Annotated in this window: 21 protein-coding genes; 15 read left to right on the forward strand and 6 right to left on the reverse strand. The window is 74.4% G+C overall.

Annotated features, from left to right (window positions below; translation table 11 throughout):
* Nucleotides 1–41: 41 nt before the first annotated feature.
* From lepB to BM093_RS03460, 8 genes are all read left to right on the forward strand, one after another.
* Nucleotides 42–2,762, forward strand: a complete 2,721-nt coding sequence (gene lepB, locus BM093_RS37805) for a signal peptidase I (RefSeq protein ID WP_281248687.1) — start codon at nucleotides 42–44, stop codon at nucleotides 2,760–2,762.
* Between the two features lie 122 nt (nucleotides 2,763–2,884).
* Complete coding sequence (locus BM093_RS03430) at nucleotides 2,885–3,634, forward strand: ribonuclease HII (RefSeq protein ID WP_425439101.1); 750 nt, start codon at nucleotides 2,885–2,887, stop codon at nucleotides 3,632–3,634.
* Nucleotides 3,631–3,954 (forward strand): DUF2469 domain-containing protein, encoded by a 324-nt coding sequence (locus BM093_RS03435; protein WP_093337019.1) that lies wholly within the window; start codon nucleotides 3,631–3,633, stop codon nucleotides 3,952–3,954. The genes BM093_RS03430 and BM093_RS03435 overlap by 4 nt, the downstream gene beginning before the upstream one ends.
* Nucleotides 3,955–4,086: 132 nt before the next feature.
* Nucleotides 4,087–4,449 (forward strand): YraN family protein, encoded by a 363-nt coding sequence (locus BM093_RS03440; protein ID WP_093337022.1) that lies wholly within the window; start codon nucleotides 4,087–4,089, stop codon nucleotides 4,447–4,449.
* Nucleotides 4,449–5,963, forward strand: a complete 1,515-nt coding sequence (locus tag BM093_RS03445) for a YifB family Mg chelatase-like AAA ATPase (RefSeq protein ID WP_093337024.1) — start codon at nucleotides 4,449–4,451, stop codon at nucleotides 5,961–5,963. Before BM093_RS03440 ends, BM093_RS03445 begins: the two co-directional genes overlap by 1 nt.
* Nucleotides 5,960–7,207 (forward strand): DNA-processing protein DprA, encoded by a 1,248-nt coding sequence (gene dprA / locus BM093_RS03450; protein WP_093337027.1) that lies wholly within the window; start codon nucleotides 5,960–5,962, stop codon nucleotides 7,205–7,207. The genes BM093_RS03445 and dprA overlap by 4 nt, the downstream gene beginning before the upstream one ends.
* Nucleotides 7,208–7,238: 31 nt before the next feature.
* Nucleotides 7,239–8,189, forward strand: coding sequence for a tyrosine-type recombinase/integrase (locus BM093_RS03455; protein WP_093337029.1), 951 nt, complete (start codon nucleotides 7,239–7,241; stop codon nucleotides 8,187–8,189).
* A 109-nt stretch (nucleotides 8,190–8,298) separates the two neighbouring features.
* Nucleotides 8,299–9,201 (forward strand): FliA/WhiG family RNA polymerase sigma factor, encoded by a 903-nt coding sequence (locus BM093_RS03460; protein WP_245773274.1) that lies wholly within the window; start codon nucleotides 8,299–8,301, stop codon nucleotides 9,199–9,201.
* 117 nt (nucleotides 9,202–9,318) lie between these two features.
* On the opposite strand, the gene BM093_RS03465 is transcribed toward BM093_RS03460, so the two are convergent.
* Nucleotides 9,319–9,801: a M23 family metallopeptidase gene (locus BM093_RS03465; RefSeq protein ID WP_245773275.1), complete on the reverse strand. Its 483-nt coding sequence runs from the start codon at nucleotides 9,799–9,801 to the stop codon at nucleotides 9,319–9,321.
* 1,307 nt (nucleotides 9,802–11,108) lie between these two features.
* On the opposite strand from BM093_RS03465, the gene rpsB reads away from it, so the two are divergent.
* From rpsB to BM093_RS03490, 5 genes are all read left to right on the forward strand, one after another.
* Complete coding sequence (rpsB, locus tag BM093_RS03470; RefSeq protein WP_093337034.1) at nucleotides 11,109–11,969, forward strand: 30S ribosomal protein S2; 861 nt, start codon at nucleotides 11,109–11,111, stop codon at nucleotides 11,967–11,969.
* Nucleotides 11,970–12,062: 93 nt separating this feature from the next.
* Nucleotides 12,063–12,893: a translation elongation factor Ts gene (gene tsf / locus BM093_RS03475; RefSeq protein WP_093337037.1), complete on the forward strand. Its 831-nt coding sequence runs from the start codon at nucleotides 12,063–12,065 to the stop codon at nucleotides 12,891–12,893.
* A 99-nt stretch (nucleotides 12,894–12,992) separates the two neighbouring features.
* Nucleotides 12,993–13,550, forward strand: a complete 558-nt coding sequence (gene frr, locus BM093_RS03480; protein ID WP_093337040.1) for a ribosome recycling factor — start codon at nucleotides 12,993–12,995, stop codon at nucleotides 13,548–13,550.
* Nucleotides 13,551–13,556: 6 nt separating this feature from the next.
* Nucleotides 13,557–14,483: a phosphatidate cytidylyltransferase gene (locus tag BM093_RS03485; RefSeq protein ID WP_093337043.1), complete on the forward strand. Its 927-nt coding sequence runs from the start codon at nucleotides 13,557–13,559 to the stop codon at nucleotides 14,481–14,483.
* Nucleotides 14,480–15,229, forward strand: coding sequence for a class I SAM-dependent methyltransferase (locus BM093_RS03490; RefSeq protein WP_093337046.1), 750 nt, complete (start codon nucleotides 14,480–14,482; stop codon nucleotides 15,227–15,229). Before BM093_RS03485 ends, BM093_RS03490 begins: the two co-directional genes overlap by 4 nt.
* Nucleotides 15,230–15,291: 62 nt before the next feature.
* Here the strand turns inward: BM093_RS03490 and BM093_RS03495 are convergent, their stop codons facing one another.
* Entirely contained in the window at nucleotides 15,292–15,777 is a 486-nt protein-coding gene (locus BM093_RS03495) for a Rieske (2Fe-2S) protein (RefSeq protein WP_093337049.1), read from the reverse strand.
* Nucleotides 15,778–15,991: 214 nt separating this feature from the next.
* On the opposite strand from BM093_RS03495, the gene BM093_RS03500 reads away from it, so the two are divergent.
* Nucleotides 15,992–16,570, forward strand: coding sequence for a hypothetical protein (locus tag BM093_RS03500; RefSeq protein ID WP_093337052.1), 579 nt, complete (start codon nucleotides 15,992–15,994; stop codon nucleotides 16,568–16,570).
* 49 nt (nucleotides 16,571–16,619) lie between these two features.
* The gene (gene rlmN / locus BM093_RS03505) at nucleotides 16,620–17,729 is read left to right on the forward strand and encodes a dual-specificity RNA methyltransferase RlmN (protein WP_093337054.1); all 1,110 of its coding nucleotides are present in this window, start codon (nucleotides 16,620–16,622) and stop codon (nucleotides 17,727–17,729) included.
* Between the two features lie 339 nt (nucleotides 17,730–18,068).
* On the opposite strand, the gene BM093_RS03510 is transcribed toward rlmN, so the two are convergent.
* From BM093_RS03510 to BM093_RS03525, 4 genes are all read right to left on the reverse strand, one after another.
* Nucleotides 18,069–19,196 carry an ABC transporter ATP-binding protein gene (locus BM093_RS03510; RefSeq protein ID WP_093337057.1) on the reverse strand — a complete coding sequence of 376 codons (1,128 nt, stop codon included), beginning with the start codon at nucleotides 19,194–19,196 and terminating at the stop codon, nucleotides 18,069–18,071.
* 75 nt (nucleotides 19,197–19,271) lie between these two features.
* Entirely contained in the window at nucleotides 19,272–20,150 is an 879-nt protein-coding gene (locus tag BM093_RS03515; RefSeq protein ID WP_093337059.1) for a carbohydrate ABC transporter permease, read from the reverse strand.
* Nucleotides 20,150–21,088: a carbohydrate ABC transporter permease gene (locus BM093_RS03520; protein WP_093337062.1), complete on the reverse strand. Its 939-nt coding sequence runs from the start codon at nucleotides 21,086–21,088 to the stop codon at nucleotides 20,150–20,152. Before BM093_RS03520 ends, BM093_RS03515 begins: the two co-directional genes overlap by 1 nt.
* On the reverse strand, nucleotides 21,085–22,494 hold the full coding sequence (locus BM093_RS03525) for an ABC transporter substrate-binding protein (RefSeq protein WP_093337065.1): 1,410 nt from the start codon (nucleotides 22,492–22,494) through the stop codon (nucleotides 21,085–21,087). The genes BM093_RS03520 and BM093_RS03525 overlap by 4 nt, the downstream gene beginning before the upstream one ends.
* Between the last annotated feature and the right edge of the window lie 43 nt (nucleotides 22,495–22,537).

The raw sequence follows: 22,537 nt of genomic DNA on the forward strand, positions 1-22,537 counted from the left end.
CGTCACCCCGTCGTGACGGCCCGGTGACGTAATCTCGACGCGTGGCCTTCCCCGAGCTCCCCGATGACCGCCGGGCCCGCCCCCGGCGGTATCGCGGCGGTGATGCCCCCGAGCGCACGGGTCGGCGGCGGGCCCCCGAGGACCCGCCGCCCCCCGGCTCGGAGGGCGCCGACGAGCAGGACTGGTTCCTCGGCACCGCGCTGCAGCACGGGGTCGCGGTGGAGGACGCAGACGAGCAGGCCGAGCCCGGCGGCCGGGGTGTGCGGACCCGGCACGCGCCGGAGCCCGGTGCCGACCCGGACGAGGGTCCGCGGGGGCGCCGCTACCGCAACGGGTTCGAGGAGCTCGCCGGCGAGCGGTCCGCCCGGCACAGCAACGGCAACGGCTACGCCGAGGGCCGCAACGGGACCGGCGCGCACAGCCGCTCCGAGAACCCCGACCCGCAGCGCGCCCGCTACGCCGAGCGGGTCCGTGACGCGCGCCCCTACGAGGCCGACCCGCCCCAGGCCACCGGCCGCAGGCGGGCCGCGGACCCGGCCCGGGCACCCGAGGAGCGCACCGGCGGGCACCGCCGCCCCCCGGGTGGACCCGACACCGGTACCGGTGGCCGTCGGCGCGCGCCCGAGGGGACCGGCGCCCACCGGCGCGGTGCCCCCGACCCCGGTGCCCCCGATCAGGGTCCGCAGGCCCGCGGCGGCGCGCCCGACGCGCGGAGCGGGTTCGCCGGAGGAGACGGCCCCGGCCGTCCCCGGCGCAGCCGCGCCGACGACCCCACCGCTTTCGACCCGCCCCCGCACGGCAACGGCAGGCCCCCCGCTGCCCCGGCCGGGTTCGACGGGATGCCGCCGGAGCGCGGTCCGCAGGCCCCGCCGCCCGGCGGCCCCCGGGCCCGTCCTCCCCGGGCACCGCACGACACCCCCGGCGGGTTCGCCGGGCCCCCGCCCGCCCGCGGCCCCCGGCCGCCGGGCGGTCCCCCCAGTGGTCCCGACGGCGCCCCGCCCTACGGTCGCGGCCCCCACGACGCCCCGGCCGGGTTCGACGGCGGCCCGCCGCCCGCCCGCGGCCCACGGGCCGCACCGCCCGGCTTCGACGGAGCCCGGCCTCCCCGGGGAGGCCCGGGAGCACCGGACGCCCTCGCCGGTCCCGACGGCGCCCCGCCGCACACCCGTGGTCCGCAGAGCGCACCCGACGCGCCCGACGGCGGTCCGCCGTACGCCGGCGGTCCGCAGGCCGCACCCGACGCGCTCGACGGCGCACCACCGTTCCCACGCGGCCCACAGGCCGGGCCGGATGCCTTCGCCGGTCCCGACGGCGCCCCGCCGTACGGCCGTGGCCCGCAGGCCGCACCGAACGGTCCCGCCGGACCCGACGGCGTCCCGCCGCAGGCCCGGGGCCCCCGGGCCGCGCCGGATGCTCCCGGCGCACCGCCGTATCCGCCCGGCACGCCGGTGCCGGACGGGTTCGCCGAACCGGCGCCGCGGCGTGCCCGCGGTCCCCAGGACGCGCCGCAGGCCGGGCCGGGCGACGGGCCACCGCACGCCCGCCCGCCCGCACCGCCGCGCGGCCCCGTCCCACCGGAGCCGGGATTCCCGGGGCACGGCGCACCCGCCGACGCCGGGGACCCCTACCGGGCACCCCGGCCGGCGGAGGACGCCGACCAGGACGACCACCAGGACGACGGCCTGCCGCCGGAGGCCGCCGCCCCGCAGGCCACCACCCGGGCCGCGCGGCGCCGGGCCGGCGCGCTGTCGGCCGGTGGACCGCCGGACACCGACGAGGACCGGGCTGCCGCGGACGCGCTCGACGATGATGCCGCCGCCGACGAGGCCCCCGGCCCGCGCGCGGGCCGGCGCAGCGGACCCGTGGGCGTCGGCGGCCGGATCGCGGCGTTCGCCGGCCTCGGGAAGGACGAGGACGGGGAGAAGCGCAAGCTCGCCTTCTGGAAGGAGCTGCTGCTCCTCGCCGGCGTCGCGATCCTGCTGACGATCCTGATCCAGACGTTCCTCGCGAAGGTCTACGTGATCCCGTCCGGATCGATGGAGACGACCCTGCACGGCTGCACCGGCTGCACCAACGACCGCGTGCTCGTCGACAAGGTCACCTACAACTTCACCGACATCTCGCCCGGCGACATCGTCGTGTTCCGCGGGACCGACGGCTGGGCCAGCGAGACCTACACCGGTGAGGACTCGGCGAACCCGCTGGTCAAGGGTGCGCAGACGCTCATGTCGCTGGTCGGCATCGCACCCCCCGACGAGAAGGACTTCGTCAAGCGGGTGATCGCCGTCGGGGGCCAGACCGTCGCGTGCTGCGACGCGTTGAACCAGGTGATGGTCGACGGCCAGCCGCTCGAGGAGCCCTACGTCTACTACCTGCCCGAGGCGGGGCCGGCGAGACAGATCCCGTTCGGTCCGGTCACGGTGCCCGAGGGCGAGTACTGGATGATGGGCGACTCGCGGAACAACTCCGCGGACTCGCGGGCGGCCGGGCACGGCCCGATCCCCGAGGAGAACATCATCGGCAAGGTCCGCCTGGTGGTGCTGCCGTTCGACCGGTTCGGCTGGGTGAGTGCCGTCGATCCGCAGACGACGGCGAACGCGGCCGGCGCGCAGGGGCTGCCCGCGGGGCTGCCGCTCGTACTCGGCATGATGGGGACCCTGCCGCTCGCCGTCGGTCGGCGCCGGGTGCTCCGTGCCCGCGCCGAGGCCGAGCGGTTCCTGCCCGCGACGCGCCGCCCACCGGGGTGGCGCCGGAGATCCTGACCGGGAGCACCGTGCCGGTTCCCCCCGACCGCGCCCGTACGGCTGCGGTGTCCCGCCGGGCGCCGGCCCCCCGCCGGCGCCCGGTCCGGGTGCTGCCCGACGGGCTGCGCCCGCCCCGCGCGATCGTCCGCGACACCGGGAGCTGGACCCTGCAGTCGGTGCTGCAGCGCCACGGGCTCGGTCCGGTCGCCGGCGTCGACGAGGCCGGGCGTGGTGCCAGTGCCGGGCCACTGGTCGTGGCCTCGTGCGTGCTGCGTCCGGCCGATGCGAAGGTACTCGACGGCCTCACCGACTCGAAGCTGCTCACCCCAGCGGCACGCGAGTACTGGTACGGGCGGATCGTGCAACGGGCGCTGGACCGCTCGGTGATCGTGGTCCCGGCGGCCGAGGTCGACCGGCGCGGCGTGCACGTCGCGAACATCGAGGGGATGCGCCGCGCGGTCGCCGCGCTCACCAGCGCCCCGCCCGGCTACGTCCTGACCGACGGGTTCCCGGTCCGCGGGTTCGGCCGGCCCGCCCTCGCGGTGCCCAAGGGGGACCAGGTCGCGGCCTGCATCGCGGCCGCGTCGGTGCTGGCGAAGGTCACCCGGGACCGGCTCATGACCGAGCTGGACGTCGAGCACGGCGCCTACGGGTTCGCCGTGCACAAGGGCTACAACACCCCCGAGCACGAGGCGGCGCTGCGCGAGCACGGGCCCTGCCCGGAGCACCGGTTCTCCTTCGCGAACGTCGCCGCGACGGCCGGGCGCGAGGCCGCGATGGGGCTGGTCCACAATGAGGGCGTCCCCGAGGACGCGTTCGGTGCTGCGGAAGAGGCGGCACCGGACCCGTGGGAGCCGATGGAGATCGTCACAGGAGGAGCAGGCCGGTGAGCGCCGAGGATCTCGAGAAGTACGAGACCGAGATGGAGCTCACGCTCTACAAGGAGTACCGCGACATCGTCGCGCAGTTCTCCTACGTGGTGGAGACGGAGCGCCGGTTCTACCTGGCCAACTCGGTCGACGTCGCGCCGCGCAACGCCGACGGCGAGGTCTACTTCGAGGTGCGCATGTCGGACGCGTGGGTCTGGGACATGTACCGGCCGGCGCGGTTCGTGAAGAACGTGCGGGTGGTGACGTTCAAGGACGTCAACATCGAGGAGCTCGACACCCCCGACCTGCGGCTGCCCGACAGCGACAGCTTCCCCGGCTGAGGCTCGCACACCCCACCGACACCGGCGGCCCGCCCGGACCGCGGTCGGCGGTGCCGATCCCCAAGTGGCGGATCCGTCCACAGCGCCCCGGTTCGTCGCTCCGCAGCGTCCCCGTGGCCCGATCGTGGGGTCATGGCTGCGAAGGACGAGCTCGGCCGCCGCGGTGAGGACACCGCCGCCGCCTACCTCGAGCGCGAACACGGGATGGTCGTGCTGTCCCGGAACTGGCGGTGCAAGGACGGCGAGCTCGACATCATCGCCACCGACCCCGAGCGGCGGCTCATCGTCTGTGAGGTGAAGACCCGCTCGGGCACCGGTTACGGCGAGCCCGCCGAGTCGATCACCCCACGCAAGATGCGCCGGATCCGCGGGCTGGCGCGGGTCTGGATGGCCGCCCATCACCTCGCCTGGACCGAGGTGCGGTTCGACGTCGTCGCGGTCCTGATGCCGCCCGGCGGTCCGGCCACGCTCACCCACTACCCGGCGGCGTTCTGATGGAGGGCCTGGCGCGGGTGTGGTCGGTCGCGTTGCACGGCGTCGACGGTGTCCCGGTGGAGATCGAGGCCGCGATCGGCGGCGGCATCCCCGGGGTGCACCTGGTCGGGTTGCCCGACGCCGCGCTCAACGAGGCGAAGGACCGGGTGCGCTCGGCGATCGTGCACTCCGGTCGGACCTGGCCCAACCAGCGGATCGTCCTCGCGCTGTCCCCGGCGACGCTGCGCAAGACCGGCAGCCGGTTCGACCTCGCGCTGGCCTGCGCGGTCCTGACCGCCGCCGAGCTGGTCCCGCCGGACCGGCTGCGCGGCACCGTGCTGGTGGGCGAGCTGGCGCTCGACGGCCGGCTGCGCCCGGTCCGCGGGGTGCTCCCGTGCCTGCTCGCGGCGCGCGACGCCGGTATGGCGCGCGCGATCGTGCCGCGGGCGACGCTCGCCGAGGCCGCCCTCGTCGACGGCCTCGCCTCCTACGGCGCGGAGACGCTCACCGAGGTCCTGGACTGGGCGACGGGGGCGCACCGGCTCGAGCGGGTCCCGACCGTCGACGGCCCGGGCCCGGCCGTCGCCCCTCCGGAGCTCGCGGACGTGCTCGGGCAGGACGACGCCCGGCGGGCCCTGGAGATCGCCGCCGCCGGTGGCCACCACCTGCTGATGGTCGGCCCGCCGGGGACCGGCAAGACGATGCTGGCCCAGCGGATCGTCGGGCTGCTGCCGGAACTGGGCCGGGCGGAGGCGTTGCAGCTGGCCGCGATCCGCTCCGTGGCGGGGCGGCTGGCGGACGGCGCTCCGCTGAGCACCCTCGCGCCGTTCGTCGCGCCGCACCACTCCGCGTCGGCCGCGGCCCTGCTCGGCGGCGGCAGCGGTGTCGCCCGGCCCGGTGCGGTCTCGCTGGCGCACCGTGGGGTGCTGTTCCTCGACGAATGCCCGCACTGGTCGGCCTCGGTGCTCGACTCGTTGCGGACCCCGCTGGAGGAGGGGGAGGTCCGGTTGTCACGGGCCGACGGCACCGTCCACTACCCGGCCCGGTTCCAGCTCGTGCTCGCGGCGAACCCGTGCCCGTGCGCCCCGCCGGTGGACCGCGAGTGCACCTGTCGGCCCGACATCCGTCGGCGGTACATGGCACGGCTGTCCGGTCCACTGCTGGACCGGGTCGATCTGCGGGTGGCGATGGAACCGGTGACCGGCTTCTCAGTCACCGGCGGGCGCGGTGAGCCCACCGCCGCCGTCCGGGACCGGGTGCTCGAGGCCCGCGCCGCGGCGGGCGAGCGCTGGTCACAGCACGGCTGGCGGTGCAATGCCGAGGTCCCCGGCACCGAGCTGCGCACCCGCTTCCCCCTGGCGCCCGGGGTGCTGGAACCGCTGGAGAAACGCATGAGGGCCGGTGAGCTCAGTGCCCGGGGCGCCGATCGGGCGCTCCGGGTGGCGTGGACGTTGTCCGATCTCGCCGGTGCCGAGCGGCCCGGGCGGGGCGAGGTCGACGCCGCCCTGTACTTCCGTGAGAGGAGCGCAGCATGAACCGGCAGCCGGTTCCCCAGGGCGATGCGACCGGGCCGGACCGGACCGGCGCGCGGACTCCGGCCCCAGTCCCGTCCGCGGTCGCGGCCCCGACCCCGACCCCGGTTCCGGTCCCGGAGGAGGTCCTGCGGGCGCGTGCGTACCTGCTGCGCAGCGTCGAACCACCGAATCGGCGGCTGATCGGGCTCATCGAGGAGTACGGACCGGTCGAGGCGGCGGACCGGCTGCGCCGGGGCGCGGTGTCCGACGAGCTCCTGCGTGCCGCGACCGCGCGTCGCGGCACCGACCGCAGCGCCGCGGACCTCGACGCCGCACGGGCCGTCGGCGCCCGGCTGCTCGTCCCGGAGGACCCGCAGTGGCCGGACTGGCCGTTCTCGGCCTTCGCGCTCGCCACGCGCGCGGACCTGGCACCGCCGGTCGCGCTGTGGGCCCGGGGCCCCGCCGACCTCTCGGCCCTGGCGGAGCGGTCGGTCACCATCGTGGGCTCGCGGGCCGCGACCCGCTACGGGCTCCACACCACGGCGGATTTCGCCTCGGCGCTCGCCCGGCGCGGGGTCACGGTGTTCTCCGGTGCGGCCTTCGGCATCGATGCCGCGGCCCACCGCGGTGCGCTCGCGGTCGGCGCGGCGACGGTCGCGGTACTGGCCTGCGGGCCGGACCGGTTCTACCCGGTCGCCCACACCGGGCTGATCGAGCGGATCGCGGCGACCGGGCTGGTGCTCAGCGAGTACCCGCCGGGGACCGTGCCGGGCCGGTTGCGCTTCCTGGTCCGCAACCGGTTGCTCGCCGCCCTGGGAGCGGGCTGCCTGGTGGTCGAGGCGGGAGCCCGCAGCGGGTCGCGTCGCACGGCCACGGACTCGCTCGCCCTCGGCCGGCCGCTGATGGCGGTACCGGGCCCGGTCACGTCGGCGCTGTCGGTCGGGTGCCACGAGCTGGTGCGCGCCGGGCAGGCCCAGCTGGTCGGGCGCCCCGAGGACGTCCTGGAGACGGTCGGCCGGCTCGGGCTGGATCTCGCCCTGCCGCCGGCGGGGGAGCGCCGGCCCACCGACGGCCTCACGCCTGCCGCGCTCGCCGTGCACGACGCACTGCCGGCCCGCGCCGCGTGGTCACCGGGCCGGATCTCCGAGGTCGCCGGCGTCGCCGCCGACGACGTCCGTGCCGCGCTGACCGAGCTGGAGGAACGCGGGCTCGCCGAGTACCACCAGGGTCTCTGGCAACGCCCGGCGCGCCGGGGCGGTCCTTGACCGGGCACCGTCCGCGGCGGACGGTCCCCGTATGGCCAGCACCCGGCACCACGGCACCGGCGATCCCGACCGCGCGGACGACGACCTGGCGCCGGAGGTGGCCGCCGCCCTGGATGCGTTCGCCTCCCATCTGGAGCACGAACGCGGCCGCTCCCCGCACACCGTGCGGGCCTACCGGTCGGATCTCACCGACCTGCTCCGCGGCCTGCCCGGGCTCGCGGCACTCGACCTCGACCGCCTGCGCCGGCGGCTCACGGCCACGCACGCGGCCGGGGCGGGGCGGGCCACCGTGGCCCGGCGGACGGCGGCCGCGCGCACGTTCTCCGCGTGGGCGGTCCGTACCGGGCGCCTCGACCACGACCCGGCCGCCCGGCTCGGGTCCCCGCGCGCCGCCACCGTCCTGCCCGAGGTGCCGGCGGCCGAGGAGGCCGCCGCGGTCCTGGACGCGGCGATCTCGGGGGCGACCGAGGACGACCCGGAGGCACTGCGCGACCTGCTGGTGCTCGAACTGCTCTACGGCACCGGGATCCGGGTCGCCGAGCTGTGCGGGCTCGACCTGGACCGGATCGACGAAGCCGGTCGCACCCTGCGGGTCCGGGGCAAGGGCGACCGGGAACGCACCGTGGTGTTCGGAGTCCCCGCCGCGCGGGCGCTGCGCCGGTGGCTCGACCGGGGCCGCCCGGCCCTCGCCACGCCGGCCTCACCGGCGGCCCTGCTGCTCGGGGTCCGGGGCGGTCGGCTCGACCCGCGTGTGGCCCGTACGGTCGTGCACCGCGCGATGCGCGCGGTGCCGGGCACGACCGACGTCGGACCACACGGCCTCCGGCACGCCGCAGCCACACATCTCCTGGAGGGCGGAGCCGACCTTCGTTACGTACAGGAGTTGCTCGGTCACGCTACGCTGTCAACGACCCAGCTCTACACACACGTGACCGTTGATCGGCTGAAGGTGGTTCATGAGCAGGCCCACCCACGGGCGTGAAGGCACAGCCCCGGTTGAAGGCGCAGTCCCACTCGAAAGCACAGTCCCGCTCGAAAGCGCAGTCCCGGTTCCCGCTCGACCCGACTCCTTCCCCGTCGTCCTCGCCTCGGTGCTCGACCGGGTCGCCCGTGGTGCGGCGGCACCCGGGCCCGCCGGGCGTCCCCGGGGTACCGCCGGGGTCGTGCGGCGCGGGCCGGTTCGCGCCGTCGGCCGCGCCGGAGGTGACACACCCGGGCCGGTCCGGGACCACCTGGAGGAGACCGTCGAGCCCGACGCGGTGCCGTTGTGGCGAGCATTCCTCGACGGTCGCGATCCCGAGGCGCGTCGCCGGCTGGTCGAGCATCACAGCCCGCTGGTGCGCGGGGTCGGGCTCAAGCTCGCGGTGCGGCTGCCGTCGTCGATCGAGCTGTCGGACCTGCTCCAGTCCGGCACCTTCGGCCTGATGGAGGCCGTCGACCGGTTCGACCCGGCCCGCGGGATCCGGTTCGAGGGCTACGCCGCCCAGCGTGTCCGCGGGGCGATGCTCGACGAGATGCGTGCCCAGGACTGGGTACCGCGCACGGTGCGTGCCCGCAGCCGCGAGGTCGAACGGGCCCGCGACGCGGTGCAGGCGAGGACCGGACGGCCCGCGTCCGAGCGGGAGCTCGCCGCTGAGCTGGGGATCGGCCTGCGCGAGCTCCGTCAGGCCGGACGGCCGCTGCACCTGGTCACCGTCGGCCACCTCGGTGCGGCGGCGTCGTCGGGCGCCGACGTGCTCGCCGCGCTCCTCGCGGACGAGGCCGACGAGCCGGGCCTCGCCGTGACCCGGCGCGAGACGGGTGACGAGCTGCGGGCGGCGATCGCGCAGCTGGGGGAGCGGGACCGGACGGTGCTGCGGCTCTACTACCTCGAGGACCACACCCTCGCCGAGATCGGGGTGCTCCTCGGGGTGACCGAGTCCCGGGTGTGCCAGCTGCACGCCCGGATCCTCACCCGGCTGCGCGGCCGGATGCCCCCCGCGCTCGCCGGCTGACCGAGCGGACCGGCCGTCCCGCCGCCCGATCAGCCGGGGCGAGTGCGGGCCCGGGCCGCCGCGCCGGTCGGGCACCGCCCGGGAGCCCGGCGCCGGGACCGTGACGGCGATCCGGGGTCACGGTGGAGCTCCGCCCACCCGCGCGGTCGGCGGCCCGCCCGCCTGTCCGCCGTGCGGGACCGCGGGGTCGGCGACCGGTTCCGTGTGGTCCCACGGCAACAGCCGCATCCGCGGTGGGCGCAGCAGGACCAGCGGATCGAGATGATCGAGCCGGTCCCGCCGTACGCCCCAGTGCAGGCACGCGGCGGCCGGGCAGCCGGCGTGCCCCGGCTGCAGGACGCCGAGCGGATCGCCCGCCGCCACGGCCTCCCCGGCAGTCACCGAGGGCGCCACCGGCTCGTAGGTGCTGCGCAGACCGTCCGGGTGGTCCACCGAGACGACGCCGCGGCCCGCGACCGGTCCCGCGAACACGACCACCCCCTCGCGGGCGGCCAGCACGGCCTGCCCCGGCGCGCCCGCCAGGTCAGCACCCCGGTGACCGCGGCCGAACCGGAACGTCGGCTTGCGGAACGGCCCCGTCACCGCGGGGACCGGCAGCACCGGCCACGAGTACCGCGCGCCCGGCGCCGGGATGCCCGCGCCCGGGGGCCGAGGCGGTGGGACCGCCGGGGCGGCAGGGTCCGGCGCGGGACCGACGTCCGGCGGCGGCGCGGCGGCCGGTCCGGGGTGGCCGGGGACGGGATCGGCTGGTCCAGGGGCGGCCGAACCGGGCTGGCCCGGTGCGGCGGGCGGCAGGGCGGGTGGTTCCGGTCCGGATCGCTCGGCCGGCGGGGGAGCGCCGGGCCCGGGCGGGTCCGGTTCGGCTCGTGCCGCCGCGGGCGGAGCCGGTTCGGCTCGTGCCCCTGCGGGCGGTGCCGGTTCGGCTGGTGCCGCTGCGGGCGGCGCGAACGGTCGTCCCGTCACCGGGCCCGCGCGGGCCACCCACGGCGGCAGGACCGCCAGCACGGTCACGACCACGGCCAGTACGACCACCAGCCCACGCAGCACCCTGCGTGCGTCCCGGCGCCCGGGTGCGGGCGTGGCCCGCGGGGGCGCCGGGACGGGTACGCCCGGAACAGGGTCGTCCCGGGCAATCCCGCTGCAGGCAAGCACCCGGGCGGCAGGTGCACCGGCGACAGGCGCACCGGAGGCAGGCGCACGGAGGGCAGGTGCACGGAAGGCAGGCGCACGGAGAGCAGGCGCACGGAGAGCAGGTGCACGGAGAGCAGGCGCACCGGGGTCGGGCGGATGGAGGGCAGACCCACCGGAGGCCGGCGCACGGAAGGCAGGTGCACCGGGGGCCGGGGCAGGGAGGGCAGGCGCGCTGTCGACATGCTCGTCGTGAGCGGGACCGGTCCGGGGAGGCGCGTCCGGCGGGAGGGCATCCGGCAGCGGGCTGTGGGGGAGTGGACTGCGGGGCAGCGGAGCGCGCTGGAGCGGGCTGTGCTGGAGCGGGCGGTGCGGGAGCGGGTGAGGCGGCACCCTGCCAGCCTCGGGCCGCGACCGCCGGGGTGCGGGCCGACCTGCGCAGCTGTGGACGGATCGCGTACTTGGGGACGCCCGGACCCGTGCGCGGGCTCCGCTGCATCCGATGCGCAGACCTCGGCGTACACTGGTCGCGCACCACGAATGTCGTGGTGACTTCGCGCGCCCGCCTGCCCGCTGCGCCGTGTCCTCCGGGGTGCGGCACCGGGAGCGGAGGCCGGGCGGTCCCGCGAACCCGTCGCCGTCGAGCAGTCGCCCGACAGCGGCGCGGGGAGCCGGGTCCGGCCCCGTGGCTGGCGCCAGGGCGGTTCCGCCGACCGGTGGTGCCGCGAAACCGCACGCGCGGCACGTCGCCGCGCCCGACAGAGAGGTGAACGTAGGCCATGGCCGTCGTCACCATGAAGCAGCTGCTCGACAGCGGCGTGCATTTCGGGCACCAGACCCGGCGCTGGAACCCGAAGATGAAGCGCTACATCCTCACCGAGCGCAACGGCATCTACATCATCGACCTGCAGCAGACGCTGTCGTACATCGACCGCGCCTACGAGTTCGTGCGTGAGACCGTCGCGCACGGCGGGACGATCATGTTCGTCGGCACCAAGAAGCAGGCCCAGGAGGCCATCGCCGAAGAGGCCGGCCGGGTCAACATGCCGTACGTCAACCAGCGCTGGCTGGGCGGCATGCTCACCAACTTCCAGACGGTCCACCGCCGGCTGCAGCGTCTCAAGGAGCTGGAGTCGATGGAGGAGACCGGCGGGTTCGAGGGTCGCACCAAGAAGGAGATCCTCATGCTCACCCGCGAGAAGGACAAGCTCACCCGGACCCTCGGTGGTATCCGGGACATGTCCAAGGTCCCGTCCGCGGTGTGGGTGGTGGACACCAAGAAGGAGCACATCGCCGTCGGCGAGGCCCGGAAGCTGAACATCCCGGTCGTCTCCATCCTGGACACCAACTGCGACCCGGACGAGGTCGACTACCCGATCCCGGGTAACGATGACGCGATCCGCTCCGCCGCGCTGCTGACCAAGGTCATCGCGAAGGCGGCCGCCGACGGCCTGGTCGCCCGCGGCCAGCGTCGTGGTGAGGGCGAGGCCGCCGCCGAGCAGCCGCTCGCCGAGTGGGAGCAGGACGTCCTGGCCGGTAACGAGGTCGGCTCGGACGGCGCCAGCCTGTCCGCCGCCGGTGGCGACGGCGCGGACGCCGCGACCGCCTCGGCGTCGAACACCAACGGCACCCAGAACTGATCCGCGCGGGGCGGCCGGGTCCGGACCGGACCCGGCCGCCCACGTGCCCCGGTGATCCCTTCCCGTCACGACCCAGAGGACGAGAGACCCCTGATGGCGAACTACACCGCCGCCGACGTCAAGCGGCTCCGTGAGCTCACCGGCTCCGGGATGATGGACTGCAAGAAGGCCCTGGAGGAGTCCGAGGGCGACTTCGACAAGGCCGTGGAGCTCCTGCGCATCAAGGGTGCGAAGGACGTCGGCAAGCGCGCCGAGCGCGCCACCGCGAACGGTCTGGTCGTTGCCGAGGGCGGCACCCTGGTCGAGCTGGACTGCGAGACCGACTTCGTCGCCAAGTCCGACGACTTCATCGCGCTGGCCGAGAAGGTCCTCGCGGTCGCCGTCGAGCAGAAGCCGGCCGACCTGGCCGGGCTGACCGAGGCCAAGCTGGAGGACAAGACCGTGGGCGAGGCCGTCCACGAGCTGTCCGCCCGCATCGGCGAGAAGTTCGAGCTGAAGCGGTACGCCCACGTCGAGGGCCCGACCGCCGTCTACCTGCACAAGCGTGCCACCGACCTGCCCCCGCAGATCGGCGTCGTGCTCTCCTACGAGTCGGCCCAGGGGGACAGCGCAGCCGAGGAGGCCGCCCGCGGCCTGGCGATGCACGTCGCGGCCGCGCGCCCGGAGTTCACCACCCGCGAGCAGGTTCCGGCCGAGACCGTCGAGAACGAGAAGCGCATCGCCGAGGCCACCGCCCGCGAGGAGGGCAAGCCCGAGCAGGTGCTGCCGCGCATCGTCGAGGGCCGGGTCAACGGCTTCTACAAGGACGTCGTGCTGCTGGAGCAGACCTCCGTGCAGGACAGCAAGAAGACCGTGAAGGCCGTGGCCGACGAGGCCGGCGTGACCATCAAGGGCTTCGTCCGCTTCGAGGTCGGTCAGAACTGATCCGCCGCCTCCCCCCGGGCGGTGCGCACGCGCCGCCCGGGGGCGGAGGTGAGAGGATCGGATCGAACAGCGAGTACGACAGGGCCGGGGGATGCAACCGTGACCGAGGAAACGCTCTTCGACGCCGAGGAGAAGATGGAGAAGGCCGTCGCCGTCGCCCGCGACGACCTCACGTCCGTGCGCACCGGCCGGGCCACCCCCAACATGTTCTCCCGGATCGTCGTCGACTACTACGGCGCCGCGACCCCGCTGAACCAGCTCGCGTCGGTCTCCATCCCGGAGGCCCGCATGGCGGTCATCAAGCCGTACGACGCCAGCCAGCTCAAGGCGATGGAGAAGGCGATCGCCGAGTCCGACCTCGGCGTGAACCCCAGCAACGACGGCCAGATCATCCGCGTGATCATCCCGTCACTGTCCGAGGAGCGCCGCCGCGAGATGGTCAAGGTCGCCCGCGGCAAGGGTGAGGACGCCCGCGTCGTCGTGCGTGGCCTGCGCCGCAAGGCGATGGACGAACTGCACCGCATCCAGCGCGACGGCGAGGCCGGCGAGGACGAGGTCGTCCGCGCCGAGAAGGAGCTGCAGAACGTCACCGACCGCTACGTCACGCAGATCGACGAGCTGGTCAAGAACAAGGAATCCGAACTCCTCGAGGTCTGACGCCCGGTGACCTCCTCCTCCGACGCCGCCGTCCCCGTGACCTCCGACCTCCCCCGTTCGGGGCCGGCCGGGAAATCGGCGACGTCGGGTGACGGGCCCCCGGTGAAGCCGTCCAAACGGGCCCGGCTGGGCCGCAACCTCGCCGCCGCGATCGCCGTCGGCGTCGGGCTGGGCGCCGTCATCCTGGTCAGCCTGCTCATCGTCCCCGAGTGGTTCGTCCTGGTCCTGGCAGCGGTCACCGCGGTCGGTACCTGGGAGCTCGCCGGCGCACTGCGCCGCGGTGCCGACATCCGGGTCTCCACCCCGGTCCTGCTGCTGGGCGGGCAGGCCGTCGTCTGGCTGTCCTGGCCGTTCGGTCTGCGCGGTGCCGCGATCGCACTCGCGGCGACCGTGCTCGGCTGCCTGCTCTGGCGGATGCGCGAGGGCGCGGCCCACTTCGTGCGCGACATCAGCGCGTCGCTGTTCGTCGCCGTCTACGTCCCGCTGCTGGTCGCGTTCGCGGTCCAGCTGACCGTCGCGCCGCAGGGCATCGGGCGGGTACTGACGTTCCTGATCTGCGTGGTCGCCTCCGACGTCGGTGGCTACGCGGCCGGGGTCGTCGCCGGCAAGCACCCGATGGCCCCCACGATCAGCCCGAAGAAGTCCTGGGAGGGCTTCGGCGGGTCGATGGCGTCCGGCATGGCCGCCGGAGCGCTGTGCGTGGCGCTGTTCTTCGGCGCCCCCTGGTACTGGGGCCTGCTGGTCGGGGCGCTGCTCGTCGCGACCGCGACGCTGGGCGACCTGGTCGAGTCGCTGATCAAGCGTGACCTCGGCATCAAGGACATGGGCAAGCTCCTCCCCGGGCACGGCGGTCTGATGGACCGGCTGGACTCGCTGCTGCCGACGGCCTTCGTGGCGTGGGCGGTGCTCGGGATCGTCGTCCCGGTCGCGTGAGGCGCACCTGGACCGGGTTCGGTGGTCAGCCGAAGCCCGGGCCCGCGATCCCGAGCCCGAACATCTGGAACTGGCCCGAGATCTACGAGGTCGAGAACCGCGCGCAGGACGCCGACGGCGCGCTCTGGTCCGCCCTCGGTGAGGAGACCGGCGGCTGGGCCGGGCTCGACGTCGTCGACATCGGCTGCGGCGACGGGTTCCACCTGCCCCGCTTCGCCGAGGACGCCGCGTCCGTGGCCGGTGTCGAACCGCACCCGCCGCTCGTGGCACGGGCCCGGGAGCGGTGCGCGGGTGACCCGCGGATCAGCGTGCACACCGGCGGCGCCGAAGAGCTCCCGCTGCCGGACGCGAGCGCGGACCTGCTCCACGCCCGCACCGCCTACTTCTTCGGGCCCGGGTGCGAGCCGGGGCTGGCCGAGGCCGAACGGGTGCTGCGCCCCGGCGGGACGCTCGTCGTCGTCGACCTCGACTTCACCGCCCGCCCGTACGGGAACTGGCTGCGCGCGGACCTGCCCCGCTACGACCCGCCCGCGGTCGACCGGTTCTTCGCCGGTCAGGGCTTCGCGCTGCGCCGGGTGCTGTCCACCTGGCGCTTCGCCGAGCGTGCGGAGCTCGAGGAGGTCCTGCGCATCGAGTTCTCGAAGGGCACCGCGCGCACCGCGATCGCCGACGTCGCGGGCCTGACGATCCGGGTCGGCTACCGGGTGCACACCCGTCGCCGGCCCACCGGGCTCGTCCTGCCGTGAGGACCCACCCGCCTCCTCGGTGACCGGGCGGCTCCGGCGCGGCCCGCACCGGAGCGCCGGCGTCAGGCCAGCGTGACCGAGCCGTCCGCCACGGTGACCGGCCGCTCGGCGAGGGGTTGCACCGCGGGGCCCTGGACCACGGCGCCGTCGAGGCCGAAGCGGCTGCCGTGACACGGGCAGAGGATCGCGCCGTCGGTGACCGCGTTGACCGCACACCCCTGGTGCGGGCAGACCGCGGACAGGCCGGTGAACTGCCCGGCCGTCGGCTGGGTGACGACGATCTGCTCGTCGGCGTAGATCTTCCCGCCGCCCACCGGCACCTCCGACGCCGGACCGAGGCTGGTGCCCGGGGCGCCCTCGGGGACGTCACCGGCCTCCTGCTGGCCTCCGGAGTCGTCGGTGGTGGTGCCGCCCCCGCACGCGGCGACCGCGCCGATCGCGGCCACTCCGGCGCCGGCGAACACCGCGCGGCGGCCGATCGACGGCGGCCGGGAGTCGTGGCCGGTCGCGACGCTCGTCTCGGGAAGTTCCTTCTCGGGGACTGTCATGGGGCTCCTCGGGGGAGACCGGGCCGCGGCCCGGTGCGTGGTGGTGGCACGGGCCGGGTCCGGGACGACCTTCCCGTGCGGTCAGCGTCGCACGGGGTCCGGTGTCCGGTCGGGCAGCCCCGTCGAACGACCACGGGACGACCACCGGACGACCACCGGACGTGCACGGGGGAGTGGCGGCGAGCGGGCGGGCGGTCTCGCTACCGTGGACGCCATGCCGTACACCACCCGCCAGTCCTCGCTCGGGGTGCCCGCGCCGAGCCTGGAGGTCGTCCTGGGCATGCTGGCCTGGACGATCGGTGCCGCGGGACTCGCGAGCGGGTTCGGTACCGTGCTCGTCGCGCTCGGGCTGTTCCTGACCGCGTACCTGGTGATCGTCCGCCGCCGCAACGCGGCGATGGTGGTGGTCCTGCACCCCGAGCGCAAGCGCCGGATGCAGCGACTGATCCTGGTCGGCGTGGCCGGGATCGTGCTGCTGCCCTCGCTGCTGGGGCTGGTCGGCTACGCCGAGGTGTCGATCGCGGTGACGGCCGCGCTGATCGGGGTCCTGCTGATCCAGGCGTCCACCGTGCTGGAGGAGCGCAGCCTGGTCGCCACCGGTGCGCTGGTGCTGCTGATCGCCGCGTTCGGTGCGTTCCTGGCGCTGAGCCACGAGGGCCAGGGCACCGGATCCTCACAGCCGGTGATCGGACTGCTGGCGGGCCTGGTGCTGTGGGTGGCCGCGATGCGCCGCCTCGGCATCCTCACCGACCTCTCACGGCGCTACAACGTGCGGCTGCCCCGGGTCCGCTGAGGGAGCGAACGTCGGCGCCCCCGGGCGGGGCTGGCACACTGGAGGTGCCATGTCCAGCCTTCCGCTCGTCTTCGACGCACCCCGCCGCGGCACGCCGCCCCGCCATCTCGCCGACCTCGACCCGGCCGACCGCGCCGCCGTGGCGGCCGAGATCGGCCTGCCGAAGTTCCGGCTCGACCAGCTGGCGCGGCACTATTTCGGGCGTCTCACCGACGACCTCGAGGCGATGACCGACCTCGGCGCCGACGCCCGGGCCAAGCTGGCGGCCGTGCTGCCGTCGCTGGTCACCCCGCTCACCGAGAAGGCCTGTGACGACGGCGCCACCCGCAAGACCCTCTGGCGCGGCCACGACGGCGTGCTGGCCGAGTCGGTGCTGATGCGCTACCCGGACCGGGCGACGGTGTGCATCTCGAGTCAGGCCGGGTGCGGGATGGCGTGCCCGTTCTGCGCGACCGGCCAGGGCGGTCTGCAGCGGAACCTGTCCACGGCCGAGATCGTCGACCAGGTGCGCCGGGCCGCCGCCGCGGCCCGCGACGGCGCGCTGGACGAGCCGACCCGGCTGTCCAACGTCGTGTTCATGGGGATGGGCGAGCCGCTCGCCAACTACAAGCGGGTCGTCGCCGCGGTCCGCCGGATCACCGAACCGGCACCGAACGGCCTGGGTATCTCGGCCCGGGGCGTCACCGTGTCGACGGTCGGGCTCGTCCCGGCGATCGACCGGCTCCGGGAGGAGGGGATCCCGGTCACCCTCGCGATCTCGCTGCACTGCCCGGACGACGAGCTGCGCGACACCCTCGTCCCGGTCAACAACCGCTGGAAGGTCGGCGAGGTGCTCGACGCCGGGCGGCGTTACGCCACCACCACGGGGCGGCGGGTCTCGATCGAGTACGCCCTGATCCGCGACGTCAACGACCAGCCGTGGCGGGCCGACCTGCTCGCGACGATGCTGCGCCGGCACATCGGCACGTCCCGGGTGCACGTCAACCTGATCCCGCTGAACCCGACCCCCGGCAGCGAGTGGGACGCCTCGCCGAAGCCGGTGGAGGAGGAGTTCGTGCGCCGCGTGCGGGCCGGCGGCATCGCCTGCACCGTGCGGGACACCCGCGGCCAGGAGATCGACGCCGCCTGCGGTCAGCTCGCCGCCTCCCACTCCGGCTGACCCGGCGCCGGTCCCGCGCCGCGCCCGGCGCACCGGCACCGAGGCCACTCACGCGCGCCGCCCCGAGGGGCACCCTCGTGGCGTCAGGTGCCCCGAGGGTGCCCCCGGGGGCACGGGAAGGGGCTCGTCGGTAGTGGCCGCCGCACCGGCGGTCGGCGTCACGGCGCGCCCGACGACGCGCGCAGCTGGCCCCTCAGCGCCCACATGTGCTGCCCCGAGGGGCACCCTCGTAGCGCCAGGTGCCCCGAGGGTGCCCCTGGGGGCGCAAGGAACGGCGCGCAACCGGCGCGCGAGGGCAGCGGCGCCGCGCCCGGCTCGCCGGCGCGGAGAGTGCCGGAGCTACAGCCGCTCGCCCGACTCCGGGTGGAACAGGTGTAGCCCCTCGACCGAGGGCGTCAGGGCGATCCGGTCGCCGCGGCGGGTGCCGGAGCGCCCCCCGGTCCGGACGACGACGGCGTCCTGCCCGGACCCGGTCAGCACCGCGGAGTCGTCGGACAGGTCCCCGGTCGACTCGGCGAGGGTGCCGTAGAGGAACGCGTCGGAGCCCAGCTCCTCGACGACGTCCACCCGGGCCGGGATGCCCTCGGTGCCGCTGTCGGTGACCGTCCACTGCTCGGGCCGGATACCCAGCGTCACCTCGGTGATCTGGTGGGTGCCGAGGGTGGCGCGCACGTCGCGCGGCAGCGCGAGCTCGTGCCCGGCCAGCCGCACCCCACGCTCGGTCAGCGGCACGGTGAACAGGTTCATCGCCGGTGAGCCGATGAACCCGGCCACGAACGCGTTGGCGGGCCGGTCGTAGAGGTCGGCGGGGGTGGCGAACTGCTGCAGCTTGCCGTCGGCGAGCAGCGCGACCCGGTCTCCCATCGTCATCGCCTCGACCTGGTCGTGGGTGACGTAGACGGTGGTCACCCCGAGCCGGCGCTGCAGCGCGGCGATCTCGGTACGGGTCGAGACCCGCATCTTCGCGTCGAGGTTCGACAGCGGCTCGTCCATCAGGAACACCCGCGGCTCCCGCACGATCGCCCGGCCCATCGCGACCCGCTGCCGCTGACCACCGGACAGCGCCCGGGGCTTGCGGTCCAGGTAGTCGGTGAGCCCGAGGATCGCGGCGGCCTCGCGGACCTTCTCGGCGCGCGCGGACTTCTCGACCCCGGCCATCTTCAGCGGGAAAGCCATGTTCTCGCCGACGGTCTTGTTCGGGTACAGCGCGTAGTTCTGGAACACCATCGCGATGTCGCGGTCCTTCGACGACACCCCGACCATGTTCTCGCCGTCGATCCGGATCGAGCCGCCGTCGATCTCCTCGAGCCCGGCCAGCATCCGCAGCGCCGTCGACTTCCCGGAGCCGGACGGCCCGACCAGGACGACGAACTCGCCGTCGGACACGGTCAGGTCCAGCCGGTCGACCGCGGGCTTGGCCCCCGCGGTGTAGATCCGGCTCGCCTGGTCGAACACCACGTCAGCCACGCCGGGCTCCCCTCACACGAGACACAGAAGGCACTGAAGTTGTAAAAGGCACAGCAGGAACAGGACTCGGGACACTCACTTGACGGCACCGAAGGACAGGCCCTGGACCAGCTTGTTCTGCGCGATCCACCCGGCGATGACGACGGGCAGCGCGGCGACCGTGGCCGCGGCGCACAGGCTGGCGAAGTACAGGCCCTCGGAGGTGATGAACCCGACCAGGTACACCGGCACGGTCGCGGCCCGCGACGCGGTCAGGTTCACGGCGAAGAAGAACTCGTTCCAGCTGAAGATCATGCAGATGAGCGCGGTGGCCGCCATCCCCGGCGACACGATCGGCAGCACGACCTCGCGCAGCGAGCGGCCCAGCGAGGCGCCGTCCATGCTCGCCGCCTCCAGCAGCTCGCGCGGGACCTCCAGGAAGAACGAGCGCATCATCCACACCGCGATCGGCAGGTTCATCGCCGTGTACAGGACGATCAGCGTCCAGATGTTGTCGAGCGCGCCCATGTAGTTCACGACGACGTAGATCGGGACGATCGCCGCGACGACCGGCAGCATCTTCGTCGAGATGAAGAAGAACAGCACGTCCTGGGTCTTCTTCACCGGGCGCAGCGACAGGGCGAACGCGGCGGGCGTCCCGAGCAGCAGCACCAGCAGCGTCGAGACCACGGTCGCGAACAGCGAGTTGAGCAGGTACGGGCCGACCCCGCCCGCGAACACCTCGACGAAGTTGTCCAGGGTCGGGGCGAAGAACAGGGTCGGCGGGTCGGTGTAGGCGTCGGCCTCGGTCTTGAACGCGGTGAGCACCATCCACAGCACCGGGAAGAAGAACCCGATGCCGACGATCCAGGCGAGCACCGTGAGCAGGGCACCGGAGCCACGCCCGGTCCGTCGCGGCACCGGCGCCGCGGCGTTCGGGGAGGTGGTGGTCCCGGATGCGGTGGCGGCCGTCATCACGCCTCCTCGGCGGCGGAGAAGCTGCGGAAGATCAGGCGCAGGGCCAGGGTGGCGACGATGATCGTCGCGACCACGGTGACCACGCCCATGGCGGCGGACTCACCGATGTCGAAGCCCAGGAACGCCCGCTGGTAGATGTAGAAGGGCAGGTTCGCCGACGCCGTCCCGGGTCCGCCCTGGGTCATCATGTAGATCGTGTCGAACGTGTTGACCAGGTAGATCGCGCCGAGCACCACGCCCAGCTCGATGAAGCGGCGCAGGTGCGGCAGCGTCACCTCGCGGAACACGGCGAAGCCGTTCGCCCCGTCCATCCGGGCGGCCTCGAGGACCTCCGCCGGCTGCGAGCCGAGCCCGGCGAGGATCAGCAGCATCATGAACGGCGTCCACTGCCACACCAGCGCGACGATCACCGCGGCCCGCGGGAACGTCGAGATCCAGTCGGTCTGGTCGGCGCCGAACGGGCCGAGCACGAAGTTCACCAGGCCGTAGGTCGGGTCGAACATCACCGTCTTCCACAGCAGCGCGCCGGCCACCGGGGTGATCAGGAAGGGGGTGATGATGAGGGTCCGGACGATCCCGCGGCCGACGAAAGCGCGGTTGAGCAGCAGCGCGATCGCCAGGCCCAGGATCATCGCGATGAACACCGCGCCCAGCGTCAGGATGATCGAGTTCAGCGCGACGCCGCGGAACTGCGAGTCGGTGAAGACCGTCGCGTAGTTCTCCAGGCCGACGAAGCGCTGGCTGCCGGGGCGGACCAGGTTCCAGGACTGCAGCGAGTACCAGATCGTGACCAGGAACGGCAGCTGCGTGACGATGATCGTGAAGATCAGTGCGGGCAGCAGCGGTGCCCGGCGGATCCAACCCTCCTTCCGCGCGTTCCCACGCTCGGCCGGCCGTTCGGGCGGGGCCTGCGGCGTCGCCTCCGTGACGGTCACGAGTCGGCTCCTTGCTGCTGGTAGCTCTCGCCGACGACCTCGGCGTAGTCCTGGGCCTGGTCGAGCGCCTCGTCGGCGCTCTGCTGCCCGGCGATCGCGGCGGAGATCTGCTGACTGACCCGGGTGCCGAGGTCCTGGAACTCGGGGATGCCGACGAACTGCAGCCCGGTGTAGGGGACCGGGTCACGGGTCGGGCGGTCCTGGTTCGCGGCGTCGATCGCGGCCCGGGTCTGCGGGGCGTAGGCCTTCGACGCCTCGATGTACTCCGGGATCGCGTAGGTCGACTGCCGCGCACCGGGCGGGACCGAGGTCCAGCCCAGCTCCTCGCCGACCATGCGCTGGTAGGGCTTCGACGTCATCCAGGACAGGAACTTCCAGGTGGCGTCGACCTGCTCGGGGCCCTTCTCCGCAGTGGTGCGCGGGATGGCCAGCGCCCACGAGTAGAGCCATCCGGACGGCAGCCCGTCGACGCCGGTCGGGGCGGGCGCGTAGCCGACGTCGCCGACGACGCGCGACTCGTCGGGGTTCTCCAGCAGGCCGGCGGCGACGGTGGCGTCGAACCACATCGCGGTGTTGCCCTGGCTGAACTGGGTGCCGCACTCGGAGAACCCGGAGCCGGCGGCGCCAGGCTGGCCGTCCCGGCGGACCAGGTCGACGTAGAAGTTCACGGCCTCGCGGACCTCGGGCGAGGTCAGCTGGGCGTTCCACTGCTCGTCGTACCAGCGGCCGCCGAACGAGTTGATCATCGCGCCGACCGGGGCCATGACCTCGCCCCAGCCCGGCTTGCCGCGCAGGCAGATCCCGGCCCGGTTCTGCTCCCGGTCGGTGAGCCGGTCGGCGAACCCGGCGACCTGCTCCCAGGTCGGGTTCGGCGGCATCGTCAGCCCCGCCTCGGCGAAGAGGTCCTTGCGGTACATCAGGAACGCCGACTCGCCGTAGAACGGCACCGAGTACATGTGCCCGTCCGGCCCGGAGAGTGCGTTGCGGATGCTGGGCGTGAAGTCGTCGCGGTCGTAGCCCGGCGTCTGTGCCATCAGCGGGTCGAGGTCGACCAGCCAGCCGTTGCGGGCCCACTGCGGGGTCTCGTAGTTGCTGATCATGACGGCGTCGAACTCGTCGCCGCCGGTGGCGACCGACGCGGTGATCTTCGCCCGGGCCTCGTTCTCGGAGAGGCTGACGAACCGGAGCTTGATGTCCGGGTTCTCCGCCTCGAACCGCGGGCTGAGCTCGATCGCGTCCTCCATCTGCGGGTTGGACACGATCGCGATGGTCACCGTGCGGGCGCCCTCGGGCAGCCCCAGCGTGCCGGCCCCGGCGCAGCCGGAGAGGACCAGCGAGAGCGCGGCCAGCAACGCGGCGGCGATGCGCCCCCCGCGTCGGCGGCTCGGGACGGTCCTGGCGGTCACGTCGGCAGGTTCCGTTCGGCTGGGCCGTTCTCCACGGCGCTCT

The organism is Pseudonocardia ammonioxydans (genome assembly GCF_900115005.1).
Lineage (GTDB): Bacteria > Actinomycetota > Actinomycetes > Mycobacteriales > Pseudonocardiaceae > Pseudonocardia > Pseudonocardia ammonioxydans.